The organism is Phaeodactylibacter xiamenensis, assembly GCF_965229835.1.
Taxonomy (GTDB): Bacteria; Bacteroidota; Bacteroidia; order Chitinophagales; family Saprospiraceae; genus Phaeodactylibacter; species Phaeodactylibacter xiamenensis.
Window position 1 is genome coordinate 2,572,930 of sequence record NZ_OZ245931.1, and the last position, 16,078, is coordinate 2,589,007.

12 protein-coding genes are annotated in these 16,078 nt (G+C 53.6%); 4 read left to right on the plus strand and 8 right to left on the minus strand.

The window, feature by feature from the left end; translation table 11 throughout:
* Window positions 1-143: 143 nt before the first annotated feature.
* The 5 genes from ACO08I_RS09495 to ACO08I_RS09515 are packed head-to-tail and all read right to left on the minus strand — an operon-like array spanning window position 144 to window position 9,228.
* Window positions 144-1,469: a GntP family permease gene (locus ACO08I_RS09495; protein WP_421949175.1), complete on the minus strand. Its 1,326-nt coding sequence runs from the start codon at window positions 1,467-1,469 to the stop codon at window positions 144-146.
* A 43-nt stretch (window positions 1,470-1,512) separates the two neighbouring features.
* Window positions 1,513-2,811 (minus strand): hypothetical protein, encoded by a 1,299-nt coding sequence (locus ACO08I_RS09500; RefSeq protein WP_421949176.1) that lies wholly within the window; start codon window positions 2,809-2,811, stop codon window positions 1,513-1,515.
* Window positions 2,812-2,835: 24 nt separating this feature from the next.
* Window positions 2,836-5,547 (minus strand): PQQ-dependent sugar dehydrogenase, encoded by a 2,712-nt coding sequence (locus ACO08I_RS09505; RefSeq protein WP_421949177.1) that lies wholly within the window; start codon window positions 5,545-5,547, stop codon window positions 2,836-2,838.
* A gap of 10 nt (window positions 5,548-5,557) precedes the next feature.
* Window positions 5,558-8,536 carry a CotH kinase family protein gene (locus ACO08I_RS09510; RefSeq protein WP_421949178.1) on the minus strand — a complete coding sequence of 993 codons (2,979 nt, stop codon included), beginning with the start codon at window positions 8,534-8,536 and terminating at the stop codon, window positions 5,558-5,560.
* Window positions 8,537-8,538: 2 nt separating this feature from the next.
* Window positions 8,539-9,228 (minus strand): DUF4956 domain-containing protein, encoded by a 690-nt coding sequence (locus ACO08I_RS09515; protein ID WP_044222492.1) that lies wholly within the window; start codon window positions 9,226-9,228, stop codon window positions 8,539-8,541.
* 190 nt (window positions 9,229-9,418) lie between these two features.
* Here ACO08I_RS09515 and ACO08I_RS09520 point away from each other — a divergent pair, with 190 nt between their 5' ends.
* Window positions 9,419-10,108, plus strand: a complete 690-nt coding sequence (locus ACO08I_RS09520; RefSeq protein ID WP_282775421.1) for a hypothetical protein — start codon at window positions 9,419-9,421, stop codon at window positions 10,106-10,108.
* 42 nt (window positions 10,109-10,150) lie between these two features.
* On the opposite strand, the gene ACO08I_RS09525 is transcribed toward ACO08I_RS09520, so the two are convergent.
* Both ACO08I_RS09525 and rluF read right to left on the minus strand, forming a co-directional pair.
* Window positions 10,151-10,897 (minus strand): hypothetical protein, encoded by a 747-nt coding sequence (locus ACO08I_RS09525; protein ID WP_421949179.1) that lies wholly within the window; start codon window positions 10,895-10,897, stop codon window positions 10,151-10,153.
* A gap of 106 nt (window positions 10,898-11,003) precedes the next feature.
* A complete protein-coding gene (gene rluF / locus ACO08I_RS09530; RefSeq protein ID WP_421949180.1) occupies window positions 11,004-11,708 on the minus strand; it encodes a 23S rRNA pseudouridine(2604) synthase RluF in 705 nt (234 codons plus the stop codon).
* 145 nt (window positions 11,709-11,853) lie between these two features.
* On the opposite strand from rluF, the gene ACO08I_RS09535 reads away from it, so the two are divergent.
* On the plus strand, window positions 11,854-12,105 hold the full coding sequence (locus ACO08I_RS09535; protein WP_282775424.1) for a hypothetical protein: 252 nt from the start codon (window positions 11,854-11,856) through the stop codon (window positions 12,103-12,105).
* Window positions 12,106-12,113: 8 nt separating this feature from the next.
* Window positions 12,114-12,542 (plus strand): PIN domain-containing protein, encoded by a 429-nt coding sequence (locus tag ACO08I_RS09540; RefSeq protein WP_421949181.1) that lies wholly within the window; start codon window positions 12,114-12,116, stop codon window positions 12,540-12,542.
* Window positions 12,543-12,684: 142 nt separating this feature from the next.
* Here ACO08I_RS09540 and pckA read toward each other — a convergent pair whose 3' ends face one another.
* Complete coding sequence (pckA, locus tag ACO08I_RS09545; RefSeq protein WP_421949182.1) at window positions 12,685-14,295, minus strand: phosphoenolpyruvate carboxykinase (ATP); 1,611 nt, start codon at window positions 14,293-14,295, stop codon at window positions 12,685-12,687.
* Between the two features lie 148 nt (window positions 14,296-14,443).
* On the opposite strand from pckA, the gene ACO08I_RS09550 reads away from it, so the two are divergent.
* Window positions 14,444-15,946 (plus strand): XRE family transcriptional regulator, encoded by a 1,503-nt coding sequence (locus ACO08I_RS09550; protein WP_282775427.1) that lies wholly within the window; start codon window positions 14,444-14,446, stop codon window positions 15,944-15,946.
* Window positions 15,947-16,078: the final 132 nt, after the last annotated feature.

Below are 16,078 nucleotides of genomic sequence, written 5' to 3' on the forward strand. Positions count from 1 at the left end.
CTTTTGATTGTCAGTTACATCTACATATATGCCAAAGTTGTGCCAAAAACTAAAAAACACTGATAATCAACACCTTAAACAAAGTAAAATTCAAAAACTGATCTAACAGGTAGAGGGGATTCCCAAAATGGGAATTTCAGGCATCAGAATAAGTAGAAAAGCAGGGCGGCTATGCCAAACCCTACCCCTCCCAGTACGGCTGTCAGCACAGTCCAGGAGCGGAAGGTTTCTTTTTCGCTGAGCCCGAGGTAGGATTTCACCAGCCAGAAGCCACTGTCATTGACATGGGACAGCACCGTGCCGCCAGCTGCAATTGCAATGACTACCGCTCCCAGCTGCCCGGCGCTAAAATGTACACCATTGCTCAATAGCGGTGCAGTCAGGCTGGCTCCGGTTATCATAGCGACCGTAGCGGAGCCTTGTGCCACCCGGATCAAAGCAGCAGCGATGAAGGCAAAGACTACCACGGGCAGTCCTGCTGCTGTCATAGAAGCGGCAATCTGCTGGCCTGCGCCCGTATCCACCAGCATTTGCTTGAAGACGCCGCCTGCGCCGGTGAGCAAGAGTATGCTGCCGGCAGTGGACATGGAATCCGTAGTGGCTTTGAGCAACACCTCCGAACTGTAGCCACGGCGCAACCCCAGCAGGTACCAGATCAGAAGGTTGGCCAGTAATAATGCCGTGAAAGGATGCCCCAAGAACTGAAGCACCGGCAACACAGCAGCAGGCAATGGCAATGTGCCCGATTGCGCCAGCGTGCTTAGCACAATCAGTACGATAGGCATACCGATAATCACCAGGATCAAACCTACTGGTGGCAAAGTGTCCGGGGTTTTCGCTTCCGAGAAAGCAGGTGGCTCGGGATCAATGCGGCGGGCAACGCGCTGACCAAACCACAGCCCGCTCACCAGCACAGCAGGCAGTCCGGCTATGGCGCCCAGCAGGATGACCCACCCCAGGTCGGCGCCAACGATTTCAGCCACCGCAATGGGGCCGGGCGTGGGTGGAATAAAGGCGTGGGTGGCCGCCAATCCGGCAAGAAGGGGCAGGGCGAACTTCAGCAGGGAGGCTCCGGTACGCTCCCTGAGCGCGTAGAGTACCGGAATCAAAATGATAAACGCCACATCAAAAAATACCGGTATCGCAATCAGGAAGCCCGTGAATGCCATCGCGGCAGGCGCCCGTTCCACCCCTTGCTTACGGATGAGGTATTGCGCAATCGCCTGTGCGCCACCGGCATTCTCCAGTAAGGCTCCAAACATCGCGCCCAGCCCCACTACTGTAGCCACAAAGCCCAGGGTGCCGCCCATGCCGTTCTGCATGGCTTCTATCACAGCGGGGCCTTCCAGCCCACTGCCCAAACCGGCCGCAATGGCAGCAATCAGCAAGGCGAGAAAAGCAGGGATGCGCCATTTCAGAATGAGTAGCAAAAGGAGTAAAATGCTGAGTACGGTGGCCAGTACAGGCATAGGGCAATGGTGTTTTTCGTTGTTTCAGTCGTGGAAGAACGCGTCAGTACTTCTTATCAAACTTAAACTGCCACATGTACTCCACCACTTCTTTCCAGCTCCACCATTCATAATGCGGGCCCCGGAAGTGCACAGCGAGCATGTACCCGTAGTACCCCAGCAGCAGCCAAAGCGCCACCAAGAAAATCTTCAGCACTAAAACTTTGCTCTCCAGCACCTGCGTAAACAGCCAGGCATAGGGAACCGCCAGGAGCACATAAAACTCGACAAACTGCCGGTGCCCGAAAGCGCCTCCAAACCACCAGCACCACCAGCAGGAGGTGATGTAGAGGAGGAGCAGCCAAATGAGGAATATAGGAGCAATATTGTAGCGGTTTTTCCACATCCCAACCAGGCAGCCGATAATCGCCAGGCCTGCCATCGGGCTGAACAGCAGCCAGCCGTTCTTGATGTGAAAGAGGACCATGTCAACCCGGGGCTCCAGCCAGTTGAAGCCTTCCTCCCCGTAGGAATAAATGAGCCAGTCGCCGGAGATGTGCTTCCAGTACAAAAACTGGGGTATAAAGACTAGAAAACTTGCTATTGGTGCCAGGAGTAATGCGCCCAGGTGTTTCCTGAAAAAGAGCAACCGCTCCCTGACATCCGCCCAGGAGCGCAGCCCGAACAACAACAAATAAAGCAACAATAAAATATTCGTGGGCCGGATGAGCACAATCAGTCCCGCCAGCAGCCCCATACCTCCAAAGGTTTTCCAGCCGGGCTTTTCATAAAACCGGGGCGTCAGCCAGACGAAAAGCCCAAACAGGAAGAAGGAGTACACGTGCGACATCCCCGGTTCCTGCAGAATGTAATGGTAAAGGTTGGTGCCCAGGAAAAAACCAGTCACTGTCATCATGACCACTACGGGCCTAAAATACCGGGCGAGTATTTTCTTCAGCAGCAGCAGGCCCAGGAAGCCGTAAAAGAGGCCTGCCAGTTGTAAGGCAACGATATAAGGATAACTATATCCATCAGCAGGCATGCTCAACACCTTTGCCCAGAAATGCCCGATCAGAAAAAATGGAAGCTCCAGCATAGCCACCCCGCAGGTATACTTGGTAAAGCGCTTATTGGTCCCTTCATAGTTGGGAAACTGAGCCTCTGTCCGGACTTGAAAGTCTTCAAAGCCCCCCTGAATCAGCACAGCCGGCAGGTACAAATAGTAGCCTTCTGCGTCTGACCAAATCATACCCCTGATGAAACGCCCGGGGGTATTTGCTGCCCGGTAACCGGCAAACAGCAACAGGATGAGCAGATAATACCGCATCCAGAACCGGGCCATGCTTGTGAAGAAGTTTTTCATATTATTTTGTCTTCAACTTCTAATTTAGCGGAGGAGCATGAGCTGCCCGTAGTGCCGTTGCGCCCCATTAGTCACCCGGTAGAAGTAGGCACCGTTGGGCAGTTGCCCGGGCAGGATACGCTCGCTAAAGGGCACTCCAGTATCCGTTTCCCAGGACTTTTCCAGCACCACACGCCCGGTCTCGTCCAGCAATTCCAGACGGACCTGCCCTGCCTGTGCTTCCAGAAGCTCAAGCGTAAAGGCATCCCGCGCCGGATTCGGAAAAACATTAATGGCCAGCGGCTCCGGATAGCCTATGCGCAAAGGATTGGAATAGCGGTAAGCACCGTTTTCCGTTACGGCCTTTACCCGGTAGATGTTGGTACCTCTTCTCGGGCCATCGTCGAAGAATGTGTATTGCCCGTTGCCTTTAGCAGCGACCTGGCCTAGTGCGGTGAATTTGTACGCATCCGGGCTGCGCTGCACCTCAAAGTAGGCCAGACTGTCCTCGAACTGGGTATCCCACATCAGGTTGACGCCGCCTTCTGCAGCTGCTCCTGCCAGTTCGTTCCACTCCAGAAACGGGTCGCCGCAGTAAGGGTACACCCGTTGCGTCACCGAAGTCTTAAGCCCTCCAGGGTCTGTAACGGTCAGCTGAATGCGGTACCAGTAGAGCTCTTCCTGACAGCCCAGCGGGCTGATGAGGGCAAAGCTGAGGTGTTCAAAGTCCACAGGGTCGGGATGGAAGTGGTCGTTGTGGTGAAGGAAAGTACGCCATTCGTACATCAGCTCTTCGTCAGCATGCTCGGCATCCGTTACTTCGGCTTCGAGACGGAGCAGGGTGGTACTCTGATCGAGCGGGTAGCGGTCGCCATCCTGAAAGCTGATGATATTTACCTGTGGAGGGGTATTGTTAAGCGCGACTACGGCTTCATCGGTGGCGGAGGCGCCCAGGCTGTCGTAAACGGTCAGTACAGCGGTGTAACGCTGCTGGCCTGTGCCGGTGTAGGTGTGCTCCGCGGTTTGGCCTTCAGCCGTTGTGCCGTCGCCAAAATCCCACTCGTACCTGACAATAGGGAGGTTAGAATCGTAGGACGCGCTCCCATCAAATTCGACCGTAAGCGGTCCGGGGCCGAAAAATTGCTCCGCCTGAATCTTTGCCACCGGGGGTGGATTCCCCCCATAGCTGATCTGATGTACGGTACCTTCAAGGCTGATGTAATAGAGCTTGCCATCTGCCGGGTTCAGCGCCAGGTGGATAATATCCTTGGCATTGCTGTGGAAGGGCTTAACTCTGTGCAATTGGTCGGCATCATCAAAATCTGCCACCTTGATCCAGCCGCTGAAGTCGACCATGAAGTACTTGCCGTGGTATTCCTCCGGATATTGATCGCCTTCGTAAAATACGCCTGCCAGAGAGGAGAAGCCATCAAACAGCTCTGTGTCTTCCAGGCTGGACTCCGGTGCATCAACATTCAGGCCTTTGTACCAGCCGTTATCATCAAAGCTTGCTACCTGCGCCCGGGTGGGCGGGTTCCAGCGGGCATTGCTCCACTGCAGTGTGGGCATCGTTCCTACCGTGTAGCCTTCAATAGGCACGCTATCGTCACAGGGGTTGGAGGGTACGCGGTGGCCATCTTCCCGTGGGTTCACGTAGAGGTCTTTGAAATTGAGAAAAGGCTGATCGCAACCTCCGTTTCCGTAGAGCGGATTGGGGTGCAACTGATTGGCAGGAGCAGGCTCATTGATATAGGGCCAGTGGCTACCAAAGCCTTCCATCATGGGCCAGCCGAAATTGAGCCCGCCTTCTGGCGCAATATCTAATTCTTCCCAGGCGCCATTGCCTACATCACCTATATATAAGGTGCCGGGATCGCCGTCCTCCGAATAATGGCTTCCGGTATTGGGACGGACCTGAATACGGTAGGGATTGCGGAAACCATAGGCCCAGATGCGCGATTGGGGCGACCGGGGCGCATCCAGCTGAAAGAAAGGGTTACTGCTCAGCCCATCGCCGGTTTCTGGGTCTATCCGCATGATTTTGCCATTGTAATTGGCCAGGTACTGCGCCCGGTAAGAGCCCAGGTCTTCATCTTCGGTAATAATGCCGGTAGCAATGGCTTCACTCGCCATCGTTCCGTACTCATCACCGCCGGTATCGGGGCCGCCATTGCTCGTCCCATCGCCGGCACTAATGAGAAGGGTACCATCCTGTCCCATCACCAGGTCACCCAGCCCATGAAATTCGTACATCAAGGGGATACCATCTTCAATCGTTTCGCCCAGCAGGATATGCCGGCTACCCTCCAAAACCCGGAGGTAAGCCGTAGTCGGATCGGCCCGGTAACGCACCACCCGGCCAATCGTTGGCTTCCAGGTGACGGTGCTGTCGGGGCTGTATTCCGGTGTGCCGTAATATTCATAGTGGTGTAAATCCAGAGCGTAGAGCAGGTAGAAATAGCCGTTGGCCAGGAAATCGTTGTCCAGCGTAAAGCCCATCAGCCCGTGGTCTTTCCAGTTGCTGACTTCCTCTGAGATATCGATGAGGGGCTCCGGATAGAGATTACCCGCAGTGTCCACAACCCGCACCACACCTTTCTTTTCCCAGACGTACATGCGCCCGTTCTCATCAAAGGTCATCCCCATGGGGTTATCCAGCTCCGTGAGGTAAGTGACATCGTAAAAATCTTCGGGCAATTCCTGAGCGCAAAGCCCGCCGGTGATCAGTAACAAGAATGCTAAAAAACGATAAGCCATAGTCTACTTTTTACAAACCTAGTAATGTATTCCCTTCTGCGATATTGGTCAGGCGGTCCACGCCCTCTGCCTGATGGGATTCCACGATGATGGTCGCCGGGCCAAATTCGGGCTTTTTCTGGTAAGCTACAAAACCCTGCCGGCAGTCACTCAGGGAAAGGTCGCGTACCCGCAATACCGATAAGTCTTTGCTCGCCACGCCGATGGGGGCGCCTTTGATGCTCGTGCTGAAGACCGTCACATCGCTCTCCTCCCCTACGCTGATGCCTTTGTCCCCGTTCCCTTGCAACTGGCAATCGCGGATTATAACTGTACTTCCGGAGAAGTCCAGACCGTCATTGCCGGTGTTTTCGATCCGGCAGGCGACGACCTCGCCTTTGCAAAAGTCGGCATCAAATCCATCTGAGAAGGTCTCCCCGATGTAGCAGCGCTCCAACTTGAATTCAGACCGGATGATGTTCAGGGCATCCTCACTGCGGTTTTGGAGAATGGCGCTGTTGTGCATCCGGACTTCGGACTCATAGAAATTTACAGCCCCGGTCAGGGACCAGCCTTTGTACTGAGGAGCATCCAGCCCTTCTGCCACCAGATAGGCAACGGAAGAAGGCAGCGGTGCGCCAAAAACAGCCACTCCTCCCCCATCGCGGTTGGGCGCGCTGATACGAACGGGGGCATCTTCGGTACCCAGGGCTTGCAGCGGGCTGTAGCTCAACAGGCTGGCACCGTTGTACAACCGGATATCCGCACCGGCCTCCAGGATCAGCTGCCGGCCAGCGGGAACAATAACCGTTTTACGTATTTCATGCACACCGGATGGGAAAACCACCGCATCGGCAGCGACGCTATAGGTGCTGTTCTCGTCCAGTACAGCTTCCTCCGCCAGCAGCTGCCGCCCGGTGAGATGGCCGGGAGGCGTTTGTGCTAAAATGGGCGCTGCAAATAAGCTGTCGATGCCTGGCACTTCGTAGAACAGGTATTCCGCAGCCGACCCTATCGTCACGCTCGTACTGCCCGGAGGCGCCTGCACAGCCATTGCTTTTTGTTCCAGAAAACCGGGATTGCGCAGCGTGCTATCCCTTCGCAGCCGCATATCGTACACCCGGGGCATACGGGCCGGGAGCATCACCGGGTGTTCCAGCCCACCGCGCATTTGTTTGTCACTACGGCCATAGCCACGGATGCGCAGCGGCAGGTGGTGGCGGTTGACGACCTGCAGTTGCTGTTCCGGGCCTTGCTTTTGGAGGGTATAAACGGTCAGGCTGTAAGCACCAAAAGGGAGCAACAGGGAATGCACGTACTGCGCATTGCGGATAAAATCGTCCAGCCGGGGTTGATAATCCGGAAATTCCCGCTGCAGGTATTCCAAACGGGCATACCAGGCGGTAGCCAGGCTATCCAGGGCTGGCAGCAGGTAACCGCGGCTGCTGTACCGGTGCAGGGCTCTATGGTAGAGCCGTACAAAGTCTTCATCCATAAACAGGCTGCCGAGAAGCGGGTGGTAAGCCTCCTTGTGCGGATTCAGGGCGCCGCTGCCTAACACTTCGTACTGACTAGCCGGCGGGCCGCCAAAGCCATCAAAACCAATGGGCTCCAGTTTGCCGGTAATGGGGTTGTAGTAAAACCGCTGATTGTGCCAGGCGATACCGTGGTAGCCGTTGAAGACATCGCAGAAGGCCAGATAGTTCGCCATACGCGGTAAATCAAAGACCTCACCTGCTGGTTGCAGCCCGTCACGGTACTGCTGCATGAGTTGGCGGGCGGCCTGTGTTTGAGCCGCCATGCCAGGGTTGTCTTCAGTGGGCTGATCGTCGAAGGCCTCAATGGGGGCGCTTTCCAATTCGGCAGCCCCGTAGCGGGCGTTCGGTTTGACATAGCCATGCGACTGCAACTGCCGCCGGATGGTCTTCCAGTAGCCGTCTTCCGAAAATTTCATGATCGGGCCTTCCCGGCGGCGGCGCGATTCCACAAGTTGTTTCTCAAAGTGCTCTTCGTAGGCGTACACGCCCAGGCTTTCGCCATTGAGCTGCAGCTCTACGAAATCATAGCGGGTAGTGAGCACGTCTTCCTGCTCCCAAAACTGGTGCAGTAGCCATTCGTGCAAAAAGTGGCGGGCGCGAGGCGTGTGGAGAGAAAAGACCCGCATACGTCGCCAGGCTTCCGTGCCTTTGACTTTCACCCGAAAAGACCACTTATCGCCACTGAGGTGGTCGAGCCAGTCGCCTTTGAGGCGGACTTCAACGGAGATGGGGTCACCGTGAGCACTACTGCGGAATTTAGCAGGCACCCAGTCGCCCCCGTCCGTTTCGAGAATACCGGAGCGGAGGGCTTCCTGCCGCTTGGCTTCCAGCTTTTGCAGGTGGCGGGGCTTGATTTCCAACTGTAAGACCTCCGGCACAAAGGCACTATCCGCTGATAAAGGCTCGATGAGCAAATCATCAAACCAGGCCGGTTCCTGCCCGGTACTGTAGACGTAGACTTTGAAGCGCTCACTGGGGGCACCAAATGGCACGCTGAAGTGGAGTTCCAGTTTTTCCCACCCCAGGGTGTCTGCTGTGGCCGGTACATTTTCCTGATGGTAGCGTTTTTCCGGGCCTTCCACACTCACTGCCAGGTAGGACTGCTGCTGCCCGGTTTGTTTGCGCCAGACGCTTACCCGGTAGGCAGAGCCCGGCCGGGGCGCCTCCAGCTGATATTCCATGCCATACTGCGGTTCGGATGCCTGGGGCAGGTAGCAGCTGTGTTTTCCGTGGCGGGCGTATTGGGCCGATTGGGTGGCACCGCCTTTGAAAGGCACGCCATTATGTACAAAGGTTTCACCCCGGACCTTTTCCGCACCACAAAACACCTGTCCATCGGGCAGGTAATCATAGGGCGAGGGCTCCGGCCAGAGGCTGACACTGAGGATGAGCACAAGGGCACCCACCAATACGCCGAGGAGCAGGCGGCCGGCATTCTTTCGCTGTTGTTTTTCCTGGTCTTTGATGATCATAGTTACACAATCAGATCTGGCTGGTCGATGACCGAGAGGCGGGTGGCGGGCGAGAGCTCCTGCATGGCTGTTTTTAAACGCGCAATATCGCCCAGCTCCTTTGCGCGGCAGACGAAGGACAAGTCCATGCCCTGCTCAAGGGTGTCCATGCGTTTAAGCTCCACATAAGGCAGGTGCTGTGCCAAAATACCGGCAATGGCCTCTACATCTTCCTGGTCGGTCTGAATATTGACAAACAAACGATTTTCCTGACGAAACACTTGTTGCCGCCCAAGCAGTTTACTAAGGTAGAGAATGCCGAGGATGACCGCAAAAGCCACAATCGCCAGAATAGGCTGATTCGCACCGCCGGCGAGCCCCAGCCCGATGGCGATGAAGAGATAGGTCAGTTCCTCCGGATCCTTAATAGCTGCCCGGTAGCGCACGATAGACAGTGCACCGACCAGGCCCAGGGACAAGGCGATGGAAGATTTGACGATCATGATAATGAGCAGGGTGCCCAGGGCCAGCGGCAGGAAGTTATTGGCAAAACGGCGGCGGTTGGAAATGGCGTTGCCAAAGTGGATATAGAACAGCCGCAGCAAGGCTACAAGGATGGCCGTGACGATGACATTGAGCAGGAATTCGTCCAGCGGTACGTTATTCGAGAATTCCTGTATATATTGTTCCTGTAATTTCTGGATCAGGTCCATGCTTCTGTTTTGTCGAATGAAGGAACAAAGATATTGGTTTTTCGGGAAGCGTCAGGCCGGAACAAAAAAAGGTACTCCGGATGGAGTACCTGCATAAACTATAAACAAACAAAAAACATTAGCGATTCATAAAACTGTGAGCCTAACAGGGCAAATAAAAAAGGGTTCAACAAAACACAAAAAAAATTTCATGCCGCAGCAAAAAAACAATTGGCTTAGTCCGTTTCGTATAATCCTGATCGTGGTAGGAATCATTCTGTTGCTCCGTTTTGCGGGCCCGCTACGGTTTATGATCCTGACGCTGACCATACTGGGCGGCATTGGCTTTTTGGGCTACCTGGTCTACGAGTACATCCGTCAGGAGAATAGCAATTTCCGCAACCGGGGCAGTGTGCCTGCCGGTGTTGGCGCACGTCTGGAACAAGTGGAGGACCAACTTGCCCGCAATGAAAAGGAGATTAAGTCCATCCGCAAAAACCTGCGGGAGCTTCGGCGCGAGCTACACGATGAGGACGCCCTGAACACCAAAAACCGGACCGACGCTAACTACCTCATCCGGGAATTTGAAGCCGAACTGGAGCTGCGCCGGGCCAAATCCTCCTTCTACAAAACCGTTAAACACAAACTCAACCGCCTGCTGCACAACCACCAGCTATCACAGTCACTGGCCGACAAAGAAGCCGAACTGCGCCGCCTCAAAGAGCACCACTACGATGACCTGGCAGACATGGAAGCCCTGCGCTCGGATATGGAACTGGAAACCCTCTACCTGGATACGATTGACGAACTCTCCCTGAAAGTCCCTGACAATCTTTCCCTGGAGCATGTACAGGAATTGCAAAAGCAGCTGGAGGAGATGACGCGGGGGCTGGAGCGATGAGGACTGCTGACGTCAATGTATCGGTAGAATCAGAAAGCGCTCTTATTCCGAATACACATCCTCAACAGCAAGCACAGCCCCATACAACCCCTCCAATTCCCCAATACAAGCTTCAAAATAATTGATGCCTACCATCAGGTGAAAAGCCCGGGCCTCTGCAGTTTGCTGAAAAAGAAAAAGGTCATTCTGCCCATTGGCTGCAAACCCGTGCCGGTCGGTAAGGCATTGGTGAAGCCCATCCGACCTTTTCATGCAAAGGAAGTCCAGATAAGGGCTCATCCGGGAAGCGATATCTTTGGTGAGCTGATCGTGATTCCGTAAGTCCTGTTTTATATAGTTATCCCGGAATGCAAAGGTCGCGGCCAGTTGTTTTCGCAAGGCCAGATCTTTGATCAATGCGATATCCCCTGAGTTCGTCATAATGTCGAAAGTCGTGGGCGGGAAAGCCCGGAATACGCCCCTGGAAAAAACCTGCCGGAAATGGTCTAAAGCCATGTTTATGCTGTCATTATGGTCGTATTGGGATAGCCGGATGCAGCTTGCGATCGAAGCAATGTCCTCTTTGCAGTCCAATAGATTATTCCGGTTGGCGAATTGCTCATCCTTCAAATCCTGGTACAGCGCCTGAATATAGGCCTTCAACTTTGCCTCATTTTTACGCTCCTGATTGTACCGGTCTGCCTGTATGGCCAGCAGGACGGACAGCACGATAAGCGCCACTTCGAGCAGGTAAACGCCCCACTTTCCCCGGGCAGCAGCGATTCGGTTGAATATTCGTCGGAATAGCATAGGCGGCTAACAATTAGGTGATGCCCTGAAGTTGCTAAAGGCATATCGCTTTTCCTAATTGTGTAGGTAATTGGACGTAGTTTATCGACCAATGTACGGGACCCAACTATCCCAAATGCCGCCTCAGCTCCTTTAGCTCTTCGTCCGTCAAATACCGCCACTGACCGGGCTTGAGCCCACCCAGATGGACGTTCATAATGCGCACCCGCTTGAGGGTCACGACATCGTAGCCCAGGTAGTCGCACATACGCCGGATTTGCCGGTTGAGCCCCTGCGTGAGCACGATGCGGAAGGCCTGCCGCCCGATTTTTTCCACCTGGCACTTTTTGGTCACGGTGCCCAGGATGGGAATGCCCTCGCTCATCCGCCTGACAAAGGAAGGGTTGATGGGCTTATTGACGGTGACGATGTATTCTTTTTCGTGCTCGTTTTGCTCGCGCAGGATTTCGTTGACGATGTCGCCGTCGTTGGTCAGAAAAATCAGCCCGGTGGAAGCCTTGTCGAGGCGGCCGATGTGGAAAATGCGCTCCGGGTAGTTGAGGAAGTCGATGATGTTGGACTTATCCTTGCGGTCAGTGGTGCAGGTGATGCCGGGAGGCTTGTGGAGGGCAAGGTAGACCGCTTTGGGTTTAGCTTTGAGGGGCGCACCATCCAGCAGGACCTCATCGCCGGGATTGACGCGGTTGCCTTTTTTGGCAGTAGTGCCATTGAGCTGTACCCGCCCGGCCTCAATCATACGGTCTGCTTCCCGCCGGGAACAAATGCCGGTGGAACTGATGAATTTGTTGAGGCTGATGGAAGGGTCTGACATGCCTGAGCTAGCTTTTTAGCAAATGTAGCAAGTGCGCCATAGAAAGATAAAATGATCTGAGTTATCTAAACCTGAAAGATGCAGAAAGCACCTCCTTTGGAAACCAAGTTAAAAAAAGCTTTGTTTACAAGTCAAAATATAAATTATGGAAGGTAAGCTGGAAATCAATAATATCATGAAGCTTATTCATGCACTAAGCCTGGAAGGCAAGTTAGAAATAATGAGCAGGCTTTCCAGCGAAATAAAGTCAGACATACCTCCTCAAAGCAACCCTGTTGCAAAATCGGTCTTGGTAGACCGTCTGTACGGGGCCTGGAAAGATATTGACGAAGATATTTTCAAGAGCATTCTTGAAAGTAGGACTTTTTCGGAAAGAGACATTAACCTGGACGCTTGATTTTAGCCATGAAATATTTAATCGATACAGATATTTGTGGATTCTACCTTAGAGGAAAGTACTCGATAAACGAGAAGATAAAGGAAGTAAAGCCAGAGCATTGTTTTGTGAGTGAGATCACGATCCTGGAACTGATTTATGGCGGAAGAAAAAGCGAGCAATACGAAAAACATATCAAAGATATTCAAGTAATTGAGACGCTATTTACCGTAATCCCTATTGAAGCGGTTTATGATAGATTTGCACTGGAAAAGGTGAAACTTAAAACCGCTGGCAAGCTTATTCCAGATTTTGATCTGTTGATTGGTTCTACAGCTGTGGAGCGCAGCTTGATTATGGTTGCAAATAATGAAAAGCACCTTAGCCGGATATCAGATATTTCAATTGAAAACTGGACGAACCCTTTATACAATAAGTTCGCGGAAAGAAACACCTAAGGCGGCAATTTGCCTATCAGGGACTTTAACGCCACTATCCTTGTAGGATGGGCGAAAATAAAAAAGCCCCGGTCACTGCCGGGGCATAAGTTCAACTTGGTTCAATTTGGTAAAAGTAGTGTAAGGCTGAGGGACAAACTTACTAGCTAGCCAGTACATTTGGCGCAGCAGCAAGGATTTCATCGCTGGTTTTCGCAGCGAATTTTTCAAAGTTTTTATTGAAACGCTCGGCCAGGTCATTCGCTTTTGCGTCATAGGCATCAGCATCTGCCCAGGTCCGCTTCGGGTCGAGGACCTCATCAGGCACGTTGGGGCAGCTTACCGGCATGCTCAGGCCAAAGATTTCGTGGGTGTGGTAATCCACGTCATCCAGTTCGCCGCGCAGGGCTGCCGTGATCATCGCACGGGTGTACTTGAGGCTCATGCGGTGACCAGTACCGTAAGCGCCGCCCGTCCATCCGGTATTCACCAGCCAGACATTGACGTTGTGGGCCTGCATTTTTTCACCCAGCATCTCAGCGTATTCCGCCGGGTGCAGCGGCATAAAGGGCGCACCAAAACAAGCCGAGAACGTCGCTTGTGGCTCCGTAATGCCCGCTTCTGTACCGGCGACCTTTGCGGTATAACCTGACATAAAGTGGTACATGGCTTGACCAGGCGTCAGTTTGCTGATCGGAGGCAGTACGCCAAATGCATCGCAAGTCAGGAAGAAAATATTGGTAGGGTGCCCGCTGCGCGAAGGCTCAAGGGCATTATCGATGTGGTAAATCGGATAAGAGACCCGGGTATTTTCGGTAATATCGCTGTTCTCAAAGTCCGGCGTTCGGGTGCCAGGGTAGCACTTGATGTTCTCCAGGATGGCCCGGTGCTTGATGGCGTGGTAGATTTCCGGCTCTTTCTCCTCCGACAGGTCAATCGTTTTGGCGTAGCAGCCGCCCTCGAAGTTGAAAATGCCGTTTTCAGACCAGCCGTGCTCATCATCGCCAATCAGGTTACGGTTAGGGTCGGCAGATAAGGTGGTCTTGCCGGTGCCGCTCAGCCCAAAAAAGACAGCGGTGTCGCCCTCCTGCCCTACGTTGGCAGAGCAGTGCATGGACAATACATCACGGTGCTTGGGCAGGACATAGTTCAGGACAGAGAAAATGCCTTTCTTAATCTCTCCGGTGTAGCCCGTACCGCCGATGATGATCTGCTTTTCTGTGAAGTTGATGATGGCAAAATTGTGCTGACGGGTACCGTCCACTTCCGGGTCGGCGTGGAAGCCCGGCGCACAGAGAATGCTCCACTCCGGCTCAAAGTTTTCAAGCTCAGCTCCGGTGGGGCGCAGGAACATATTGTAGGCAAACTGATTGCTCCATGGATATTCGCTTACCAGGCGCAGGTTCATGCGGTAGTCATCATCTGCGCAAACGTAGGCATCGCGTACGAATACATCTTTGTCTGCGAAGTAGTCGATGATTTTGCCCTTGAGCTGCTGAAAGTACCGGTTGTCAATAGGCTTGTTGATGTTGCCCCAATCGACCGTATCTTTCGTTTCGGCGTCCTCCACGATGAAACGGTCCTGAGGAGAGCGGCCGGTGAATTCACCGGTTTCTATAGCGATAGCGCCCAGATCAGTCAGGAAGCCTTGTCCGCGCCGGATCGTCTCCTGTACGAGCGCCTCCGGGCTTAGATTCCAGTGGGCATTTTTGACCTGCTTGATGCCCAGTGTTTCCAATGTTGCAGCAGGGTTTTTAATCTCAAACTTCTCCATTGTAGGAAGGTTAGTTTTGCTATTCGGGAAAAATTTGCGTTGCCTGTTGGCAGTACAAACTTGAAACGTTGGGGCAAAGAAAGATGTTTTTCGCATTTAGAGAAAATTTCTCTAACAGATTTTTTTTCAAATGCTTAAATTTGCACCTATGTTAAGAGAAATCGACACGGTAAAACTCATTTTTGGGCTCAAGGTGCATCAGTTGCGGCAGGAGCAGGACTTATCCTATCAGCAACTGTCCGACCGCACCGGGCTGGCCATTTCTTACCTGCACAACATCGAGAAAGGCAAAAAGTACCCCAAGGCCGACAAAATTCTGGCCCTCGCCCGTGCCCTGAATACGGAATATAACTACCTCGTTTCTCTGGATGCAGACAAGCGGCTGAAGCCCATCATTGACCTGATCCACTCGGATTTTCTCAAAATCTTCCCTCTTGAGCTCTTTGGCATCAATACCCCCAAGCTGATTGAACTGCTTTCGGTTACGCCGGACAAGGTGAACGCCTTCATCAGCACCGTGATCAAGATTGTGCGCAACCACCACCTGCAGGGCGAGGACTTCTACAAAGCCGCCCTTCGCTCCTATCAGGATCTGCATGACAACTACTTTGATGACCTGGAACTGGCCGTCCGGGAGTTCAAATCCCAAAACACGCTGAAGCAACAGCCCGGGTTCGAAACGCCGGAACTGGAGCACCTCCTGCACAAAAACTTCGAGGTCAGGGTAGACCGTGACTTCCTCAGCAGCCGGCCGGACCTGACGGAAGTGCGTTCCTACTATTCTGTGAAAAACAAAGTGCTGTACCTCAACGGCGGGCTGAGTTCTGCTCAGGAAAAGGCCTTATTGGGCAAGGAAATCGGCTTTCAGTTCCTAAAATTGGAGGAACGCCCCTACGAGACCCGCATGATGGAGGTCGACTCCTTCGACAAACTCCTCAATAACTTCAAGGCCTCCTACTTCTCCGTTGCACTGCTGATGGACGAAAAGGAAATGATCGAGGATATTGAAACGATGGCCCGTTGGCGGACCTGGGACGCAGAAGCATTCCTGGAGCTGTTTGCCAAGTACGATGTGACTTCTGAGATGCTCATACAGCGCCTGACCAATCTCCTGCCCCGGCACTTCAACATTCAGGATTTGTTCTTCCTGCGTTTTTTCGCACGCCCCGACCTGCAGAAGTTTGAAATGACCAAGGAGATGCACCTTTCTCAGCTCCATAACCCCCATGCCAATCAACTGGACGAGCACTATTGCCGCCGCTGGATCAGCATCAACCTCATCCGTCAGCTGAAAGCGCAGCAGGGCATTAGCAATACGGAAGGGCCTATTGCAGGGGCGCAGATTTCGCGTTACTGGGGCACGCCCAATGCTTACCTGTGCATTACTATTGCCAAGCCCGGCCACAACCACGCCGACAACAGCTCAAGCGTCACTATCGGCCTGCTGGTGAATGACAAGCTCAAACGCCTGTTCCGCTTTCTGAATGACCCGAAACTGGTCACCAAAGACGTGCACACTACCTGCGAGCGCTGCGGCATTTCGGATTGCGGCGCGCGGGCAGTGCCGCCAACCGTACTGCAGCATCACCGCAGAAAGGAGAACATCCGTGCTACGCTGGAAGAACTGGAACGGCACCGGGTGGAGGGCTGACGGGTGCTGTCCCGGGGGAGGTTGAGGCTGAGGTTAAGGTTGAGGACCTTGCATGGTCTCCCTGGCGGCGACAGTGAACTGTCGCTCCCTGCGGAGGACCCCGGGTGGTCTCAACCTCAACCTTATCCTCAG

Excerpts from the sequence above, each read along its gene's own strand:
- rluF (WP_421949180.1), bottom strand. The coding sequence starts at position 11,708 with ATGTCAGACCCTTCCATCAGCCTCAACAAATTCATCAGTTCCACCGGC.
- ACO08I_RS09505 (WP_421949177.1), bottom strand. The coding sequence starts at position 5,547 with ATGGCTTATCGTTTTTTAGCATTCTTGTTACTGATCACCGGCGGGCTT.
- ACO08I_RS09525 (WP_421949179.1), bottom strand. The coding sequence starts at position 10,897 with ATGCTATTCCGACGAATATTCAACCGAATCGCTGCTGCCCGGGGAAAG.
- ACO08I_RS09495 (WP_421949175.1), bottom strand. The coding sequence starts at position 1,469 with ATGCCTGTACTGGCCACCGTACTCAGCATTTTACTCCTTTTGCTACTC.
- ACO08I_RS09510 (WP_421949178.1), bottom strand. The coding sequence starts at position 8,536 with ATGATCATCAAAGACCAGGAAAAACAACAGCGAAAGAATGCCGGCCGC.
- ACO08I_RS09520 (WP_282775421.1), top strand. The coding sequence starts at position 9,419 with ATGCCGCAGCAAAAAAACAATTGGCTTAGTCCGTTTCGTATAATCCTG.
- pckA (WP_421949182.1), bottom strand. The coding sequence starts at position 14,295 with ATGGAGAAGTTTGAGATTAAAAACCCTGCTGCAACATTGGAAACACTG.
- ACO08I_RS09535 (WP_282775424.1), top strand. The coding sequence starts at position 11,854 with ATGGAAGGTAAGCTGGAAATCAATAATATCATGAAGCTTATTCATGCA.
- ACO08I_RS09500 (WP_421949176.1), bottom strand. The coding sequence starts at position 2,811 with ATGAAAAACTTCTTCACAAGCATGGCCCGGTTCTGGATGCGGTATTAT.
- ACO08I_RS09550 (WP_282775427.1), top strand. The coding sequence starts at position 14,444 with ATGTTAAGAGAAATCGACACGGTAAAACTCATTTTTGGGCTCAAGGTG.
- ACO08I_RS09515 (WP_044222492.1), bottom strand. The coding sequence starts at position 9,228 with ATGGACCTGATCCAGAAATTACAGGAACAATATATACAGGAATTCTCG.
- ACO08I_RS09540 (WP_421949181.1), top strand. The coding sequence starts at position 12,114 with ATGAAATATTTAATCGATACAGATATTTGTGGATTCTACCTTAGAGGA.